Raw genomic sequence first — 17,838 nt, 5'->3', positions numbered from 1 at the left:
ACTTCCATGTCAGCCTTCTTTATCGCCCGGCCGGTGATGGCCTGGGTCATCGCCATTGTCATCCTGCTGGCCGGCCTTGGCGCCGCAGGCCGCTTGTCCATGGAGCAATACCCCAACGTGGCGCCGCCACGGGTGGGCATCACCGCCAGCTACCCCGGCGCCTCGCCCGAGGTGGCCGAGCGCACGGTGACGGCGGTGATCGAGCGTGAGCTGAGCGGCATTCCGGGGCTGTTGTACTTCGCCTCCAGCAGCTCGGAAAACACCATCGAGATCAACCTGTCGTTCGACACTGGCACCGACACCCAACTGGCAGCGGTAGAGGTGCAGAACCGCCTGAAACGCGTTGAGGAACGCCTGCCTGAAAGCGTGCGCCGCCAGGGCCTGACCGTGGAGCAAAGCGGCCAGAACGAGCTGATGTTCGTGACCCTGACGGCCGACAACCCCAACGTCGACGACATCGAGCTGGGCGACTACGCCACCAGCGTCATCCGCCCGGCCCTGCTACGCACCCCGGGCGTGGGTGGCGTGGAGGTGTATAGCCCCGAATACGCCATGCGCATCTGGCCGGACGTGCAGCGCCTGACCGCCACCGGCATCACCACCAGCGAGTTGGTGAACGCCATTAGCCTGCAGAACGAACGCATTACCCTGGGCGCCATCGGCACCCCGCCCGCGCCCGCCAGCACCGCGATCACCGCGCCGCTGGCGGTGCAGGAAGAACTGGACACGCCACAGGCCTTCGGCGCCATTGCCCTGCGCGTGAACGGCGACGGCTCGGCCCTGCGCGTAGCCGACGTGGCACGGGTGGAACTGGGCGGCATGAACTATGACTACCCGGCGTTTCTCGACGGCCGCTACAGCGGCGCCATGTCGGTGAAGCTGGCCAGCGGCGCCAACGCCCTGCAAACCGCCGACGCCATCAAGGCCACCCTGGCCGAGCTGGCGCCGCAGTTCCCGCCTGGCCTGCATTACCACACGGCCTTCGACACCTCGACCTTCGTGCACCTGTCCATCGTCAAGGTCGGCTACACCCTGGTTGAGGCCATGGTGCTGGTGTTCGCGGTGATGTGGCTGTTCCTGGGCAACTGGCGCGCCACGCTGATCCCCAGCCTGGTGGTGCCCATCGCCCTGGCCGGTACCTGCGCGGCCATGCTGGTGCTGGGTTTCTCGCTGAACGTGCTGACGCTGTTCGGCATGGTGCTGGCCATCGGTATCCTGGTGGACGACGCCATCGTGGTGGTGGAAAACGTTGAGCGCATCATGGCCGAGCAAAGCGTAGGCCCGCGCGAGGCCACGCTGCTGGCCATGCAGCAGATCAGCGGTGCGATCATTGCCATTACCCTGGTGCTGACTGCGGTGTTCGTGCCCATGGCGCTGTTCCCCGGCGCGGTGGGCGAGATCTACCGGCAATTCACCGTGGCGCTGGCGGTGCCCATGGCGCTGTCGGCGTTCCTGGCCCTGAGCCTTACGCCGGCCCTGTGCGCCACCTTGCTCAAACCGATCAGTCATGCCGCCAGCACCGGCCGCGTGGCCCGCGCCAGCCAGGCGGTGGCCAACCGTTACCTGCGCGCGCTGGATGGTTTCCTGCGCCGCCCGCTGCGCTTCATGCTGTTGTACGGCGGCCTGCTGGGCCTATGCGCGCTGTTGTTCATGCACCTGCCGGGCGGCTTCCTGCCCAAGGAAGACAAGGGCAACTTCGCCACCGTAATCCAACTGCCCACCGGCGCTACCCAGGCCGACACGCGCCAAGTACTCGACGAGGTGCAGGCGTTCATGGCCCAGGACCCGGACATCGACAGCCGCTTTGCCATGCAAGGCTTCAGTTATTTTGGCGACGGGCAGAACACCGCCATGGTCTGGCCCACGCTGATCGACTGGTCCCGGCGCAAGCGGCCTGACCAGCAGGTGGACGCGATCATGCAGCGCATCAACAGCCACTTCGAGCATGGCACTGCACAGCAACCCAAGGCCCTGGTCAAGGCGCTCAACACCCCGCCGCTGCCAAACATGGGCCGCACCGAGGGCATCGACCTGCGCCTGCAAGACCGCAGCGGCCTGGGCCATGACGCGCTGCTGGCGGCCAAGGACCGGTTGCTGGCGCTGGCGGCCACAGACCCGGCCCTGAGCGACGTGTCGTTCTCCGGCCAGGACGATGCGCCGCAGTTGCGCGTGTCCATCGACCGAGTCAAGGCCCAGAGCATGGGTGTGGCCGTCAGCGAGATCAATGACACCTTGGCCACGCTGTATGGCTCGCAGTACCTGGGCGACTTCATCTATAAGAACCAGGTGCGGCGCATCCTGGTGCAGGCCGAGGGCCGCGACCGCCAGTCCCCCGACAGCCTGTTGCAGGCGCGGGTGCGCAACGCCGACGGCAACATGGTGCCGCTGAGCGCGTTCGTGAGCATGCGCTGGACATTGGGCGCCCTGCAGATCGACCACTTCAACGGCTTCCCGACCATGGCCATCAGTGCCCTGCCGGCCGCCGGCTACAGCACCTCCCAGGCCATGGATGCCCTGGCCCGGCGGGTGGCGCAACTGCCCGTGGGCATCGGCTATGAATGGGCGGGCCAGTCCTTTCAGGAACGCCTGTCGGGCGATCAGGTACCGTTGCTGTTCGGCTTGTCGGTGCTGGTGATTTTCCTCTGCCTGGCGGCCCTGTACGAAAGCTGGTCGATGCCGCTGGCGGTGATCATGGCCATCCCCCTGGGCCTGCTCGGCGCCCTGGCGGCCACGCACCTGCGCGGCATGCCCGATGACCTGTACTTCAAGGTAGGCATGATCACCATCATGGGCCTGACGGCCAAAAACGCCATCCTCATCATCGAGGTAGCCGAAACCCTGCACCGTCAGGGCGCCAGCCTGCACCAGGCCATCCTCGACGCGGCGCGCATGCGCCTGCGCCCCATTGTGATGACGTCGCTGGCGTTCATGTTCGGCGTGCTGCCACTGGCATTGGCCACCGGGCCGGGTTCGGCGAGCCAGCGGGCAATTGGTACCAGTGTGTTTGGCGGGATGTTGTCGGCGACGGTGTTGACGTTGTTCTTTGTGCCGTTGTTGTATGGGTTGGTGGTGAAACTGCGTCGCCAACCGTGGCAGCGGGCTCTGCCCGCGAAGCAAACGCCACCGTCTACCTGAAACACCGCGGCGTCTGATTCGCGGGCAGAGCCCGCTCCCACACCAGGCAGCATTGTTACATCGGCGCCTTCAAGCCATTTTCCCCAGCGGAAATGGCCTTGGCGGTGTAACTGCCATCCGCCGCCTTCTGGGCAAACAGCACCACCTTCACCCCGGGCTTGAGCAGGCTGCGATCACCCGGCACCAGGTTGACGATAGGCACATCCTCGGGCACGAAAATCTTCTGCTCGCCACCCTTGTACTTCACGGTGATGGTGCGCCCGTTGGCCACCACCAGGTCGCCGACGCTGCCGTTGGTCATGCTGCTGTTGGCGGCCAGGTCAAAGGCGCGGTGACCGTCACCCGTGCCGGCCATGGACGGCGCAAACACGTGCACCTCCAGGGCTTTCAAGGTGCCGTCGTCCTGAGGAACCGCGGCGGCGCCCACGTAGCTGCCCTGCTTGATATCGGCAATGTTGGCCAGGGTCACGCCACGTACCTGGGTGTCGCCGGTCAGGTGCACCAGCACGTCTTCGCCGTGGTTGGTCTTGACCTGCAGGTCGTCGCCGTTGATGGCGGTGATGGCGCCACGCACGCCCGAGGGCGGCGCGTCGGCGTGGACCGCGCCACTGGCCAATACCGCCAAGGCCAGGCTGGATGCGGTGAACAGGCGTTTCAGATTCATGAACGGCACTCCTGAGGATGGATAGATAGCCTGCGAACTATCTACACCATATCACCGTCAGGCCGCCGCGTGCTCCTCGTTGAGCAGGGTCACGCCACCGTCGGCGATCACTTCCAGGTTGTGGTCCTTGCCCCAGCGGAACAGCTGGGCCAGCAGCATCGAATTGATTTCGCCAAACAAGTACACCGTGTCCACCGGCTGCTCCAGGATCCAGCGGCCCAGGGCGGTGGATTCCAATGAATGCTGGAAGTCGTAGGTGAATTCCGGCTCGCTGAAACGCGGCTTGACCTCGATCACCGAACTGCTCAGCAGGTCCGGCGCCTTCGCGGCCACTTGCACGTGGGCCAGCGGCAGTTGCCCCACGCGCCAGTCGCGCAGCAGCTGCACCAGGCGCACCTTGGCGCGCTGGGCGCGCATGTCCAGGCGGCCTTCGGACGGCACCTCGAGACGCTGGTTGAGCACCAGCCACACGGCCTGACGGCGCGGGGTTTTCAGCAGGATCTCGGCCTTGACCTTGGTGGCGCGCAGCGACAGCGCCAACACCAGCAACAGTGCCGTGGCCACCCAGCGCAGGCTGCCCTCGCCCGCCGCCTGCACCACCAGCGCCAACGCCACGCAGCCCAGCCACAGATAATCGACACGCTTCCACGCCACCTCGCCCCAGCGGCCCAGGGAGATGCAGGTCCAGCAGAACAGGCAAAACAGGAACAATGCCAGCACCGACAGCCAGCGCAGGTCCACGGCCAGCGCCAACAGGTCCAGCGCCGGGCTCAGCCACAGCGACACCACGGCCAGCAAAACAAGGGAAATCAGGGTGGGTAACAGGTAAGGCTTGTTGAAAAACTGCTTCATGAAATTCAGCCGAAAAGTCCAAGGGGCGTCGGGACGTATCGGCGGGGGGACGGGATTCTTGATGGTTGATTGCGACGCGGCAGACTCTGCGAGCAACCAAGGCTGACAACTCGGTGTATCAGGCCATGGTACGTTGCAACAAATAATGTGGGACCGGGCTCTGCCCGGGAAGCGCCGTGCGGACGGCGCTCGATCTCAAGGGCGCTAGAAAAACATCGACTAGCACCTGACGGCCATGACGAAGTCCCGCAGCCTGGCGGCAGCGGCGACATACCACTTGCAGTCACCGGCCTCTGACGATAGGCTTCCTCCCGTCGTTGCCAAATCAACGGCCCGGGGTCGAAGCCGGCACTCAATCAACATGGCGCAGTAGCGCCCCCATAAAAGCTGGGGCATTTTTTTGCCTTTTGCTTTGCTTTATGGCGGGCCGTGTGGCGCGGGCCTCTTGGCTTCCATGTTGATCGAGAGTTACCCGACTTCGAACGCCGCACGGTCTGCCACCCAACTTGTCTTTGCGGTGCGTGCCAATATTCCGATTGACGAGACCTTGCAGTGCGCCAATGCCATGCTCAATACCATTAGAGTTCTGTCGGATGAGCGATGTGATGCGGATGCGCAGGCTACGCAGGCGTTGAACCACGCTATTGATTGTTTAACGCAGATGAGCAACGGCCTAGTCTCCGCGCCCCTTCAGGGGTTGCACGAGACTCAGTAAAGGTACCGTGAGCAACCCAAGGCCTCAACAACCCGGCCTTTTCTTTTCTGGCCTTGGGGTACAACCGGTAAGCAGCAGCGTGATAATCAAGGCGCACAACCTGACGAGCTCATTTTCCTCAAGGTACTTTTTCGTGCCCTCAAAAAAAATCACGCCTCCGTACTTCGCTACATTCAGTTGCACCATACCCCACGCAACGGTCAGGGCGATAGACAGCCAAAACCAAGGCGTTGACGCCGTTAGCCCCGACAATCGGGTAGCAACCCACTTGCAGAAGATCAGACCGCTGATCGACACCAGCAAGTAGCTACCCAATATCAGCCAGTAGCTATCTGCCATGCTTTTCGAATTCGTCGTGCGTAGACTTCAGAGTAATCCCATTCGAAATAGCCTCGAAGGTCAAAGCCGGAACGCTGGTTTGCGAGTAAACACGCACGTAATCTGCACGAATGTAGCGAAATAAGCGCCAAGCATCACGCTTGAGCAGGAGTCTCCCTAGGCCATATATCGAAGTGCTCACATCGACCGCGCCGTAGGCAATGTTGGCCTCAACATCACTTTGTCCGAAAGCCTTCGATACGCCTTGGTAAGCCTTCCTCACAGGCCCTTGGGTGTCAGACCGCCCCTGCATCAGGTTACGACCATTTTCGTATACGTTGTTAGCACCATGGGCCATCAACGGCACGCCGAAAAAGGGGCATAAAAGGCCTACAGAACCATAGCAAATACCTGCCCCCGTCGCGATCTGTAAAGACCCGGCTGCCACACCGATTCCCTTCAACGCGATTTCGCGAGACTGCTTGATTAAATGTCGCTTTTCCTTAAGCAGAGCCGCTAGCCCCTCATCCGGTGTTTTACGACCTGCCTCTACATCACGAACAATTCCTCTTGCGTAGTAAGCCACTTCGCGATTAAAACTTGATCGCAGCACGCCGTCCTGAATGTGCCGCCCACTCAATGTACATGCTTGGCTTGCCAGGTAATTTGCTGCCTGTGAGACGTCCCAGAAATCGCAGGCACTCTTTACCTCGCTCGTGGTTGACTTGCTCACTCACTGTCACCCCATGAGCTGTACCCTGTTGTCCCTGCCAAATGGTGCACCCATCGGATATCGCGATAACGAATGGAGACCTGCTCCTGAGCGTCATCGTCGCTTTCCAAGATTGCATGCGGCATGTCCACTACCAACCTGCTGATTCGGGCTCCCGTGGCTTCTACGGTAAAGAATTTTTCCTGAACGCCGTACGCCGATACTCGATAAAAAGTGATCGTGCAATCAACCTGTTCCAGACTGGCGAGCGCTTGAGCCAGCAGCGGAGAGGACTTATCGATATTTTTGGTGATCATGATTGGCTGGTGAGTGGCGCGGCTGCTGTTGCCGATATGTTCCATTAAGTGGTTGAACGAGAGGACCATGATCTCGTCACGGTGCCCAGCCTGGCATTTATTGCCAATCGAATCCTGAGTGGAGCAACCAGCGGAAATGAGCCCTTGGGCTTTGCCAGTGAGCGTCATGTAAGCGGGATTAGCCGTAGCACGATCATCCTGAAAATTGAAAGGCTGAATCTACGCGACAGGTAAATCCACACCCATCAGCAAATTCCCAAGGTTCTGTAGGAATACTCTTTGGCGCGAGCGAAAGCAGATGTCGTCATGCACCAGTTCATGGTATCGGGGCTGTGCATGCACAAAAAACACCGCTCCTGCTGGGCAGGGCCAGCGCCTCTGGGTCCAAGCGTCTGAATTACGCCAAGCTCTTGCTTACCACTTCATACACCTCCGGCTCGACTCACCGGACGCTAAAACTCGCTCCAGCGCCACGCATAAACGCCTGGCGGGCCGGTCGGATTTAGGCCAGCGGGTCAGCGGGCCCAGTTGGAGGCGATCGGAGGGTTGAGGGCATTGAGCTGGATCACCAGGTCGGCCAGGAAGCGGTAGCCCGAGCCGTCGACACTGTGGAAGTTGATCAGGTTCTGCCGGGCAAACGCGCCGATTAGGGCATGCACCTCATCCCCTGCGAACGACCAAGGCTGACAACTCGGACCATCAGGCCATGGCACGTTGCAACCAATAATGAAATGGCTACCCCCGCCCCACCCTGTGTAAGCCCACTAAACTTTCACAGGGTGCCTATCGGAGTGCTATGCCATGAAAAACGTCGCTATCGTCGCTATCGATCTGGGAAAATTGAGTTTCCACATCCACGCGCAAGATGATTCGGGTCAAGAGCTTTATCACCGCAAGTTCAACCGCATGGGGCTTGTCAAGCACTTGGCGAGCCTAGCCCCTTGCACGGTGGTGATGGAGGCCTGCGGCGGTTCTCATTTCATGGCGCGCGAGGTTACCAGGCTGGGCCATACGCCCAAGCTCATCCCAGCTCAATTCGTCAAACCCTACGTCAAAAGCAACAAAAACGACTTCGCCGATGCCGCCGCCATTGGTGAGGCTGCGACCCGTGACAAGATGCGATTCGTCCACCCCAAGACCGAAGCCCAGCAAGCGCTGGCAATGCTCAACTCGCTGCGCGACACCTTCATCAAGGAGCGCACGGCCACGATGAATCGTGTTCACAGCTATTTGCTGGAAGTCGGCATCAGCCTCCCGCCCGGTTTCAAATCAGTGAGGGAACTGCCGATTCTGCTCGATGACTGCACATTTTCGCTGCTGATCAAAAAGCTGCTGATGGATCTACATGCCCATTTCAACTATCTCGACGGCCAGGTCAAGGCGTTGGACAAGGAAGTGCATTGCCAGGCCGCCAGCGATGATCTGGCTTCGCGCTTGATGACATTGCCGTGTGTTGGCCCGATCACCGCTACCGCCCTGGCTGCGGAGTTGGGAGATGGTAAACAGTACCGGAGCGGGCGCGACTACTCCGCCTCGGTGGGGCTGGTGCCCAAGCAGTTCACGACCGGCGGCAAACCACGACTGGGTGGTATCAGCAAGCGAGGCGACGGCAATCAGCGACGCCTTCTGATTCAGTGCGCGAGGGTTTATCTGATGGGGTTGGAGCGACAAAGCGGCAAACTGGCGGACTGGGTCCGCGAACTGCTGCGCACCCATCACACCAATCTGGTGGTGTGCGCGATCGCCAACAAACTGGCCAGGATCGCCTGGGCCATTACCGCACACCACAGCGAATTCGATGCAGGATCAAGCGCCATCAGCGCTTGACCCTGCGGACACACGAGTAACAACCACCTGGTTTTGCGATGCTGCACATACAGATGACGTGAACGGTACACCGGCCTGACGGGCAACCTGTGGTCCCACTCGGCTTTTGAAGCCGAACAAATATTAAGGACCGTCTGGCGCGACTTTCATCGAGGCGCGGGAGCCCAACTCCCACACACGACGCCGAATAGATTGACGCAAACCAAATTCACGAACATCTCAGTACAGTATTGCAGAAAAGGGGGTAACCATAGACTGTGGGACCGGGCTCTGCCCGGGAAGCGCCGTGCGGACGGCGCTCGATCTCGAGGGCGCTAGAAAAACATCGACTAGCACCTGGCGGCCATGACGCAATCCCGCTGCCGCAGGCTGCGCTGGCCCTGTGCTTCGCTGGATGTCCTCAGGGTTCACACCGGCCAGCTCAGCCTGGCGGCAGTGGCTACGGGTTTGTGGTGTGGTTTGGAAGCGCTTGTCGGTTTTTGTGGTGTTCATGAGATCGAGCGCCGCCCGCGCGGCGCTTCGCGGGTAGAACCCGCTCCCACATTTGTTACAACGTACAATGGCCTGATGTATCGAGTTGTCAGCCTTGTGCGTTCGACGCTGGTCCTGTGTGCCGCCATTTTCTGCAAGCCATGAAAAAGGCGTCGCGCCTGCTGGGCAGGGACGGCGCCTGGGTGCAAGCGCCTGACTTACGCCAGGCTCTTGCTCACCACTTCATACACATCACTGCTCAACTCACCGGACGCCAAAATCCGCTCCAGCTCGCCGCGCATCAGCGCCTGGCGGTGCGGGTCGTATTTGCGCCAGCGGGTCAGCGGTGACAGTTGGCGGGCGGCGATCTGGGGGTTGAGGGCGTTGAGCTGGATGATCAGGTCGGCCAGGAAGCGGTAGCCCGACCCGTCCACGGCGTGGAAGTTGACCAGGTTCTGCTGGGCAAAGGCACCGATCAGGGCGCGCACCTTGTTGGGGTTTTTCAAGGTGAAGGCTGGGTGTTCCATCAGCGCTTGTACGCGCTTCAGGCCGCCCGGCAAGGTGCTGCCGGCCTGCACGCTGAACCACTGGTCCATGACCAGGGGGTTGTCCTTGAAGTGCTCGGCGAAGCTTGCCAAGGCCTTGGCTTTCTCGGCGTCGAACTGCGAGTTGACCAGCACGGCCAGCGCGGTCAGGCGCTCGGTCATGTTGTCGCAGGCGTCGAACTGTTCCAGGGTGGCTTCCAGCACTTCTGGCTTGGCCGTGAGCATCAGGTACGACAGGGCGATGTTCTGCAGGGCACGGCGAGCGAAGTGCTCGGCTTCCGGCACGTACGCGGTGTCGCGGGAGATGGCTCGGTTGGCCTGGTAGCGCTGCCACAGGGCGCCGTACAGGTGTTCGGCAATTTGCCCGCGGGCGAATTCGCGGGCGGCGTGGATGGCGTCCACTTCGGCGCGGTCGCTGAGTTCGGCCAGGTAGGCTTCGCTCGGCAGCGAGAGCATTTCGGCCACCATGGCCTGGTCCAGGCTGTGGTTGGCCAGCACTGTACCGAACGCGGTGATCAGCCGTGGGTCCAGCACCATCGGCTGGTTTTCCATGTACTGCGCAGTCAGTTCCTGCAGGCACTGTACGGCCAGGCGCTGGCCGGCGTCCCAGCGGTTGAAACCGTCGCTGTCGTGCTGCATCAGCACCATCAACTGGTCGCGGCTGTAGTCGAAGCTGAGTTTCACCGGCGCGCTGAAACCACGCAGCAGCGATGGCAGTGGCTTGGCCTCGATGCCCTCAAACACAAAGGTCTGGTCTTCCTCGGTCACCGACAGCACGCGGCTGCTACCCTGCGGTTGGGGTTCGCCTTGCAGGCGCAGCGGCAGGTCGTTGCCGTGGGCGTCGATCAGGCCCAGGGCCACCGGGATCACGAACGGCAGTTTCTCGGCCTTGTCCGGGGTGGCCGGGCAGGTCTGGTGGAAATGCAGGCTGTAGGTCTTGGCGGCGGCGTCGTAGCTTTCGCTGACCTGCAGGCGCGGCGTGCCGGCCTGGCTGTACCAGCGCTTGAACTGGGTCAGGTCAACGCCATTGGCGTCTTCCATGGCCTTGACGAAATCGTCGCAGGTCACGGCCTGGCCGTCGTGGCGCTCGAAGTACAGGTCACTGCCCTTGCGGAAGCCTTCAGCGCCCAGCAGGGTGTGGATCATGCCCACCACTTCCGAACCCTTCTCGTACACGGTCAGGGTGTAGAAGTTGGAGATCTCGATAAAGCTGTCCGGGCGCACCGGGTGGGCCATGGGGCCGGCGTCTTCGGCGAACTGGTGGGTGCGCAGGTAGGCCACGTCCTGGATGCGCTTGACCGTGGCCGAGTTCATGTCCGAGGAGAAACCGGCGTCGCGGAACACCGTGAAGCCTTCCTTGAGCGACAGCTGGAACCAGTCGCGGCAGGTGACGCGGTTGCCCGACCAGTTGTGGAAGTATTCGTGGGCGACGATGGCCTCGACGCGCTGGTGGGCGGCATCGGTGGCGGTTTCGGCGCGGGCCAGCACGGCGCTGGAGTTGAAGATGTTGAGGCCCTTGTTCTCCATGGCGCCCATGTTGAAGTCGTTGACCGCGACGATCATGAAGATGTCCAGGTCGTACTCGCGGCCATAGGTCTCTTCGTCCCAGCGCATGGACTTCTTCAGGCTGGTCATGGCGTGTTGGCACTTGTCGATGTTTTCCGGCTCGACGTAGATGCGCAGGGCAACCTCGCGGGCAGACATCGTGGTGAACGTGTCTTCCACGCACCACAGGTCACCGGCCACCAGCGCGAACAGGTACGCAGGCTTCATGAACGGGTCTTCCCAGGTGGCCCAGTGGCGGCCGTCTTCACTGGGGCCGCTGGCAATCGGGTTGCCGTTGGACAGCAGTATCGGGTAGCTGTGTTGCTCGGCACTGACCGTGGTGGTGAACTTGCTCATCACGTCCGGGCGGTCGAGGTAGTAGGTGATCTTGCGGAAGCCCTCGGCCTCGCACTGGGTGCAGAACATCTTGCCCGACTTGTACAGGCCTTCCAGCGCCGTGTTGGTCTCGGGGTGGATGCGCACGCTGGTGTCCACCGTGAAGGCGTCGGCCTTGGGGTGCAGGGTGAGGTGGCTGTCGTCGAGCTGGTAGTCGGCGGGCGACAGCTCGCTGTCACCGACACTGACCGACAGCAGTTCGAGCTGCTGGCCATCGAGCACCAGCGGTGGCAGGCCGGCACCGCGCGCCGGGTTGCGGCGCATGACCAGCTGCGCGTGGACCAGGGTGTGGTCATCGTGCAGCTCGAAGGTCAGGTGCGTTTCGTCGATCAGGTACTCAGGGGCCTGGTAATCCTTGAGGTAAATCATTTTCGGCTGTTCGGTGCGCATGCTGACATCCTTCTACTGATGCACGGCGAGCTGGTACGCCGTGTATTTGCGAATATTGATCACGCCGGTGTCAAAGATCAGGTACTGGCCCTTGATGCCCAGCAGCGTACCCTCGGCCACGGGGTTCTTGTCCAGGTTGAAGCTGGTGATCTTGGCCGGGTAGGCCTCTACCGGGTAGCGGATTTCCACAACCTGGCTGTCCTGTAGCGGTTGGATCGCCTGCAGGCCGAAGCGTTCCTGCAACAGCGACAAGCCGGCGCCGCAGGTGTCGAACAGCATGTCGCGCACTTCGGCCAGGTTCACCGGGGCTGCGTCGCCCTTGAGCAGCGCGCGCCAGTTGGTGCGGTCGGCCACTTGCGAGCGGAACAGGTCTTCCACCAGGCCCGACTGCTGACGGGTGGCCACGCGCACGATCGGCATGGCCTGGCTGGCGCCCTGGTCGAGCCAGCGGGTGGGCAACTGGGTGGCGCGGGTGATACCGACCTTCACGCCCGACGAGTTGGCCAGGTACACCACGTGGTCGGTCATGCAGAACTGCTCGCCCCAGGACGGCTCGCGGCAGGTACCGGCGTCGTAGTGGCAGCGCTCGGGGCTCATGATGCATACATCGCACTGGGCCAGCTTGGTCATGCACGGGTAGCAGTAACCCTGGCTGAAGCTGGTCTTGGTCTTTCGACCGCAGTGGGTGCAGTGAATGGCGCCCAGGAATTCCAGGCGCAAGGGCTTGCCGATCATCTCGTTGACCGGGATCTCGACATCGCCCAGGCGAAAGCTGTACTGGACCGCCGACTCGTCGAGCCGGGTGGCCATCTTGCTCAGGGTACCGCGACCAATCTCGTTCAATGGACAGCATCCGACTTGAACAGGATGTTGGCCACCGGCGCCGACTTCGAGGCGCATTCCTGCGGGCCCATGTAGCCGGTGCGCTGGTCTTCGGGCAGGTTCTGCATTTCCCAGGCGATCACCGCCTGCAACGACAATTCTTTCTGCTCGGTGGTGAGCTTGCGGCCGTCGGACCATTTGCCGATTTCCACGGCCAGTTTAAGGCTCTCGTAGATCTCGGGGGTGATGTTTTCAATCATGTGGGCGAAGGAAGTCATGACGTCTCCAGAATTTATGCGCGTAGTTTACGGCGCGCGAAGGCGCCACCCAAGAGCCCTGTGACACAACCGACCAACAGCCCGCCCACGTGGGCGCCATTGGCGATCTGGCCGAACATGCTGACCAACGGTGTCATGCACGCCACCAGCCAGATCAGCATCATCACCAGGATGCCGCGCGGCATGCGATAGATGTTGTTGGGCGCCAGCCACTGGAACACGAACACGTGGCCCAGCAAGCCGTACAGTACGCCCGACAGGCCGCCGAACAGGCTGGGGCCGCTGTACCCGTATTGTGCGACGTTGGACAGCAGGCCGATCAGCAGCGTCAGCCCCAACAGGTTGATGCGCCCCTGCAGGATCTCCACACGCTTGCCCAGTTCCCAGTACCACAGGGCGTTCATGGCCAGGTGCAGCACGCCGAAATGCAGGAACATGGGCGTGAACAGCCGCCACCACTGGCCGGCATCGAGGCTGGTGGCCAGGGGGATGAAGTAGAGGTTCTGGCTGTCATAGCTGAAGTCCTGGAAGGTCAGCCAGTGCAGGGTGTCGACGTTGTCGCCCAGGTAGGTCAGGACCGCCACCACCAGGCACAGCAACAGCACGAAGGTAGTGGCCGGGCACGCACGCGCCTGTGCGGCCAGGCTCGGCCGGGTAAAGCGCGGCTGGGGTTGGTACTGGCTGAGGTCGAGGTCGACATCGGCATTGCCGTCCGGGAAGCGTTGGTACAGCTCACGGATATCGGCAGCCATTTTCTCGTCCGCCGCCCACACCACCTGTTCGTCGCGCTCTTCGCTGACCCGATGAGGCATTTGCAGGCGGCGCAGCAGCTTGACGAAGCCGCCCAGGTCGGTCGCCAGCGGCACGCGCATCGCGGTTACCGGCTTCATGGGCGCACCGCCGCACGCTCGACGTCCACCCACACGAACTTGTGCGGGTCGATGCGCGTTTCCTGGTCCAGGCGGTAGGCCACCAGCTTGCCGTAGAGTACGGCGCTATAGTCCAGGCACGCCAGGTTCGGGCGGATGGCCGACGGGCGGCCGCTGCGCCAGTAGTGGCCGACGAACAGCAGGGGCTCGTCGAGGCCATAGCGCAACAGGTTGTTTTTCTGGCTGCTGGACAGCGGCGTGCTGGCCACGTCCGCGGGCAGCGCATCGGGTTGGAACACAATGTCACCGTAGGTTTGCGGGTCGTCTTCCCAGAACTTGGTGCGGAAAAACGCCCGGGTCAGGCCGTCGCCGCCGGTCAGGGTCATGCCGTCGGGCAGGCGCATGTCGGTACCACGCAGCAGCCGGTCGAAGACGTTGCACGCAAAGCTGCCCGGCACGGCGGCGGCCTGCACAAAGTGTTCGTCGATGCAGCCGTCGGGGTATTGGCCGCGCAGCAGCTCGATCATGCTGGTGTCCCAGCAGGCGTGCACCAGGCGGAAGCGCCCGGCGTCGATGAACAGCGGCATGTCGTAGAACCACTGCACAAAGTCTTTCCAGTCCGCCGGGTACTGCTCGAACTGGGCCAGGGTCTCGCCGATCAGCCGGGCATGGCGCGGCGTGTGCTCGCGCACGAACTGCTTGCCGCTGCCCGGTGGCGCCGCAGTACACCAGCCCAGCGCGTTGAATTCATGGTTGCCCATGATGCAGCGTGCCTGGCCGGCGTCCACCATGTCGTGGACGATGTGCAGCGCCTCGCGAATGCGCGGGCCGCGGTCGATGATGTCACCCAGAAACAGCGCCTGGCGCTGGGCGTGGCGCCAAATGCCGCCCTGCTTGCGGTAACCGAGGGTGTCGAGCAAGTGCTCAAGGGTATGAGCGCAACCGTGCACGTCACCGATAAGATCGTAGCTGCGTGCGGGATCGAGCATCAGTCTCCTGTGCCTCCCAGCCGGCTGCCCCAACCGAGTTTGGTGCGGCAGACTTCGTAGTAGTTGTGGTCCAGCGGGTGGATCAGGCGCAGTTTCTGCGATTTCTTGCTGACCGTGACCGTGTCGCCCGGGGCGCAGGTAAAGTGGTTCTGGCCGTCACAGGACACTTGCGGGTAGATGGTCATGTCCTTGGACACGACGATTTTCAGCTCGCTGTTGCCGTCCACCACGATAGGGCGGCCCGACAGGGTGTGCGGGTACATGGGCACGATGACGATGGCGTCGAGCTTGGGGTGCATGATCGGCCCGCCCGCCGACAGCGCGTAGGCCGTGGAGCCGGTAGGCGTGGCCACGATCAGGCCATCGGCCTTCTGGCTGCACACGAACTGGCCGTCGATGTAGATCTCGAACTCGATCATGCGCGTGGACTTGCCGGGGTGCAGCACCACGTCGTTGAGCGCATCGCCCTGGCCGATGGCCTCGCCGTGGCGGCGCACTTCGGCCTGCAGCAGGAAGCGGTTTTCCACCAGGTAATGGCCGTCCAGCACCTCGGCCACCTTCACTTCCAGCTCGTCGGGGCGAATGTCGGTGAGAAAGCCCAGGCTGCCGCGGTTGATGCCCAGCACCGGCACATTGTGCTTGGCCAGGGCCCGCGCGGCGCCCAGCAGGCTGCCGTCGCCACCCACGACAATGACCATGTCGCAGACCTCGCCGAGCATCTTGCGCGTGGAGGTCTGCAAGCCGTGGCCTGGCAGGACTTCGGCAATGGTGTCTTCGAGAATGACGTGCATGTGCCGGTCGAGCAGGAATTTTTTCAGGCGGCGAATGGTATCAAGCACCTGGGAACTGCCGAGGCGGCCGATGATACCGATATTGCGAAATTGCTCCATGGGGCTCCTGCGGGGGTCTGCAACGGGCGCGGCCTTGGGGCGGCGCCTTGGGAAACGTGGGGTCGATTATGGGGGAAAGCAACGGGCAGGACAAAAAGGTTTGCGCCATGGCCCCTATGCAGGTTCTTCATGGGTTGCAAGTAAACCCATCCGGGACACACCGATTCGCTGCCAGGCACACAGGGCGGACGGTTGAGATGCCCCTGGAACGGTACGCTGGAAACAAACCTGTACGGGTTCTACCCGGGAAAAGAACGCCGCAGAGTATCTGAAATACCGCGGTGTCTGCTTCGCGGGCAGAGCCCGCTCCCACAGGGGTACTTGGCAGCGACGAGGTCGTGTATGGCCGCAACGGCTTTTGTGGGAGCGGCGCACAGGTTGGCAACCAGCTATGCTCGCACCATGAACCTCTTTCCCTCCCTGGCCGCTCTACCTCGCCACCTGCGCCAGCCCCAGGTGCGTGACCTTGCCTGGGTGATCCTGGCCCCGCCGATGCTGGCCCAGACGCCGTGGCCACAGCGCCATCCGCTGACCGGCAGCGACTGGGTGGCGCAGCCCGGGCACCTGGAGGCCTGGTTGCGGGCATTGGACCAGGATCACAGACCGCTGGTGGAATGGCTGACCCGGGGCGCTGCCACCCGTCGGCTGGGGCTCTATTACGAGCGTTTGTGGCAATTTGCCCTGAGCCAGGCCCCCGGCATCGACCTGATCGCCGCCAACCTGCCCATTCGCCGCGAGGGCCACACCTTGGGCGAGCTGGACATTCTGCTGCGCGATGGCGACGGCGTGCATCACCTGGAGCTGGCTATCAAGCTGTACCTGGGCCCGCAGGCCGGCGACGGTCATGACCCGTCTCACTGGCTGGGCCCCGGCAGCCACGACCGCCTGGACCGCAAGCTGGCGCACCTGCACGATCATCAACTGCCGATTTCGGCACGGGCTGAAAGCCGCCAAGCCCTGGCCGCGCTGGATATCGATGTGTTCAGCGCGCAGTTGTGGCTGGGCGGCTACCTGCTCTACCCCTGGCCCGGCACCGCCGCCCCGCCCCTGGGCGCTCACCCCCAGCACCTCAAGGGCCAGTGGCTGCACCAGTGCGACTGGCCGGCCTTCTACGCCGCCAGCCCGCCGGGCCGCTGGCAGGTGCTGCCACGTCACGCCTGGCTGGCGCCGGCTCGCTACGGCCAGCAGGACACCTGGAGCACCGAACAACTGCAACAATGGCTGACGGCACTGGACCCCATGGCCCCGGCACAATTGCTGGTCCGGCTGGTCCAAGTGGAGGATGGCGCCTGGGAAGAGGCTGAACGCCTGTTTTTGGTGGCCAACCTGTGGCCCAATGTGCCCGGCAATACCTAAAAATATAAAACAGCAACGACCGTGAGGAACCCCATGACCTGGAAGAATACCGAGGCCCGTTACGGCAGCCTGTCCATTGCCCTGCACTGGCTGATGCTGGTGCTGCTGGCCATCGTCTATGCCTGCATCGAACTGCGCGGCAACTTCCCCAAGGGCAGTGATAGCCGGATGTTGATCGTGCAATTGCACTTCATGACCGGCTTGACCGTGTTTGCGCTGGTGTGGATTCGCCTGGCGGCAAAAATCGTCGGTGCCGCGCCCAGGATCACTCCCAAGCCCCCGGCCTGGCAGACTGGCCTTGCGCACCTGATGCACGCCCTGCTCTACGCCCTGATGGTGGCCATGCCGCTGCTGGGCTGGCTGACCCTGAGCGCCGCCGACAAGCCGGTGCCGTTCTGGGGGCTGGAGTTGCCACACTTGATTGGCCCGAATGAAGACACCGCCAAGCAGATCAAGCATTGGCATGAACAGATCGGTACCTGGGGGTATTGGCTGATCGGTCTGCATGCGCTGGCGGGGGTGTTTCACCACTACGTGGTGCGCGATAACACGTTGGTGCGGATGCTGCCGCGAAGATAAGTAGTCCTGCCCGAATACCTGAATGGGTCAAATAAGAGGGTGGCTCATCGTCTTCCCGGCGCCCCATATTTGAATGGATCGGCACCGCGAGTCTTCCGGTTATGCGCGATGGCGTCGGCCGAAGGCGGCCGAATCATCTGCACGGTGACGCTGGCGTCGGCGCCGGTA

Annotated in this window: 15 protein-coding genes and 1 pseudogene; 4 read left to right on the top strand and 12 right to left on the bottom strand. The window is 62.6% G+C overall.

What is annotated here, in order from left to right; genetic code table 11:
* The first annotated feature begins 6 nt into the window (after positions 1-6).
* Positions 7-3,135 carry a multidrug efflux RND transporter permease subunit gene (locus PMM47T1_RS18500; protein WP_008371661.1) on the top strand — a complete coding sequence of 1,043 codons (3,129 nt, stop codon included), beginning with the start codon at positions 7-9 and terminating at the stop codon, positions 3,133-3,135.
* A gap of 55 nt (positions 3,136-3,190) precedes the next feature.
* Here the strand turns inward: PMM47T1_RS18500 and PMM47T1_RS18495 are convergent, their stop codons facing one another.
* The 6 genes and pseudogenes from PMM47T1_RS18495 to PMM47T1_RS30940 all read right to left on the bottom strand — a co-directional run.
* Complete coding sequence (locus PMM47T1_RS18495) at positions 3,191-3,799, bottom strand: DUF5666 domain-containing protein (RefSeq protein ID WP_008371659.1); 609 nt, start codon at positions 3,797-3,799, stop codon at positions 3,191-3,193.
* 57 nt (positions 3,800-3,856) lie between these two features.
* Complete coding sequence (locus PMM47T1_RS18490; RefSeq protein ID WP_008371657.1) at positions 3,857-4,651, bottom strand: hypothetical protein; 795 nt, start codon at positions 4,649-4,651, stop codon at positions 3,857-3,859.
* Between the two features lie 739 nt (positions 4,652-5,390).
* A complete protein-coding gene (locus PMM47T1_RS18480) occupies positions 5,391-5,705 on the bottom strand; it encodes a hypothetical protein (RefSeq protein ID WP_008371648.1) in 315 nt (104 codons plus the stop codon).
* Positions 5,695-6,417, bottom strand: a complete 723-nt coding sequence (locus PMM47T1_RS18475) for a DUF4225 domain-containing protein (protein WP_043301254.1) — start codon at positions 6,415-6,417, stop codon at positions 5,695-5,697. Before PMM47T1_RS18475 ends, PMM47T1_RS18480 begins: the two co-directional genes overlap by 11 nt.
* Complete coding sequence (locus tag PMM47T1_RS18470) at positions 6,414-6,932, bottom strand: Hcp family type VI secretion system effector (protein WP_274379871.1); 519 nt, start codon at positions 6,930-6,932, stop codon at positions 6,414-6,416. Before PMM47T1_RS18470 ends, PMM47T1_RS18475 begins: the two co-directional genes overlap by 4 nt.
* A gap of 178 nt (positions 6,933-7,110) precedes the next feature.
* Positions 7,111-7,378: pseudogene (locus PMM47T1_RS30940) on the bottom strand (aminopeptidase N C-terminal domain-containing protein); the annotation flags it as partial.
* Between the two features lie 136 nt (positions 7,379-7,514).
* Between PMM47T1_RS30940 and PMM47T1_RS18465 the strand changes: the two are divergent.
* Positions 7,515-8,540 (top strand): IS110 family transposase, encoded by a 1,026-nt coding sequence (locus PMM47T1_RS18465; protein WP_008371640.1) that lies wholly within the window; start codon positions 7,515-7,517, stop codon positions 8,538-8,540.
* Between the two features lie 689 nt (positions 8,541-9,229).
* Here the strand turns inward: PMM47T1_RS18465 and pepN are convergent.
* From pepN to PMM47T1_RS18435, 6 genes are read right to left on the bottom strand one after another with little or no spacing between them, the layout of a single operon-like run.
* The gene (pepN, locus tag PMM47T1_RS18460) at positions 9,230-11,887 is read right to left on the bottom strand and encodes an aminopeptidase N (RefSeq protein WP_008371639.1); all 2,658 of its coding nucleotides are present in this window, start codon (positions 11,885-11,887) and stop codon (positions 9,230-9,232) included.
* A gap of 12 nt (positions 11,888-11,899) precedes the next feature.
* Positions 11,900-12,730, bottom strand: a complete 831-nt coding sequence (locus PMM47T1_RS18455; RefSeq protein WP_043301253.1) for a DUF2797 domain-containing protein — start codon at positions 12,728-12,730, stop codon at positions 11,900-11,902.
* Entirely contained in the window at positions 12,727-12,987 is a 261-nt protein-coding gene (locus tag PMM47T1_RS18450; RefSeq protein ID WP_008371636.1) for a YeaC family protein, read from the bottom strand. The genes PMM47T1_RS18455 and PMM47T1_RS18450 overlap by 4 nt, the downstream gene beginning before the upstream one ends.
* A gap of 14 nt (positions 12,988-13,001) precedes the next feature.
* Positions 13,002-13,877, bottom strand: coding sequence for a rhomboid family intramembrane serine protease (locus tag PMM47T1_RS18445; protein ID WP_008371635.1), 876 nt, complete (start codon positions 13,875-13,877; stop codon positions 13,002-13,004).
* Positions 13,874-14,845, bottom strand: a complete 972-nt coding sequence (locus PMM47T1_RS18440; protein WP_008371634.1) for a metallophosphoesterase — start codon at positions 14,843-14,845, stop codon at positions 13,874-13,876. The genes PMM47T1_RS18445 and PMM47T1_RS18440 overlap by 4 nt, the downstream gene beginning before the upstream one ends.
* Complete coding sequence (locus tag PMM47T1_RS18435; protein WP_008371633.1) at positions 14,845-15,735, bottom strand: NAD(+) kinase; 891 nt, start codon at positions 15,733-15,735, stop codon at positions 14,845-14,847. The genes PMM47T1_RS18440 and PMM47T1_RS18435 overlap by 1 nt, the downstream gene beginning before the upstream one ends.
* Before the next feature lie 402 nt (positions 15,736-16,137).
* Here PMM47T1_RS18435 and PMM47T1_RS18430 point away from each other — a divergent pair, with 402 nt between their 5' ends.
* Entirely contained in the window at positions 16,138-17,091 is a 954-nt protein-coding gene (locus tag PMM47T1_RS18430) for a DUF1853 family protein (RefSeq protein WP_043301251.1), read from the top strand.
* A 33-nt stretch (positions 17,092-17,124) separates the two neighbouring features.
* On the top strand, positions 17,125-17,670 hold the full coding sequence (locus PMM47T1_RS18425; protein ID WP_008371631.1) for a cytochrome b: 546 nt from the start codon (positions 17,125-17,127) through the stop codon (positions 17,668-17,670).
* Positions 17,671-17,838: the final 168 nt, after the last annotated feature.

This window comes from Pseudomonas sp. M47T1, assembly GCF_000263855.1.
Classification (GTDB): domain Bacteria; phylum Pseudomonadota; class Gammaproteobacteria; order Pseudomonadales; family Pseudomonadaceae; genus Aquipseudomonas.
The sequence above is the reverse complement of the archived record's forward strand: the minus strand, read 5'-3'. Positions and strand labels throughout refer to the sequence as shown.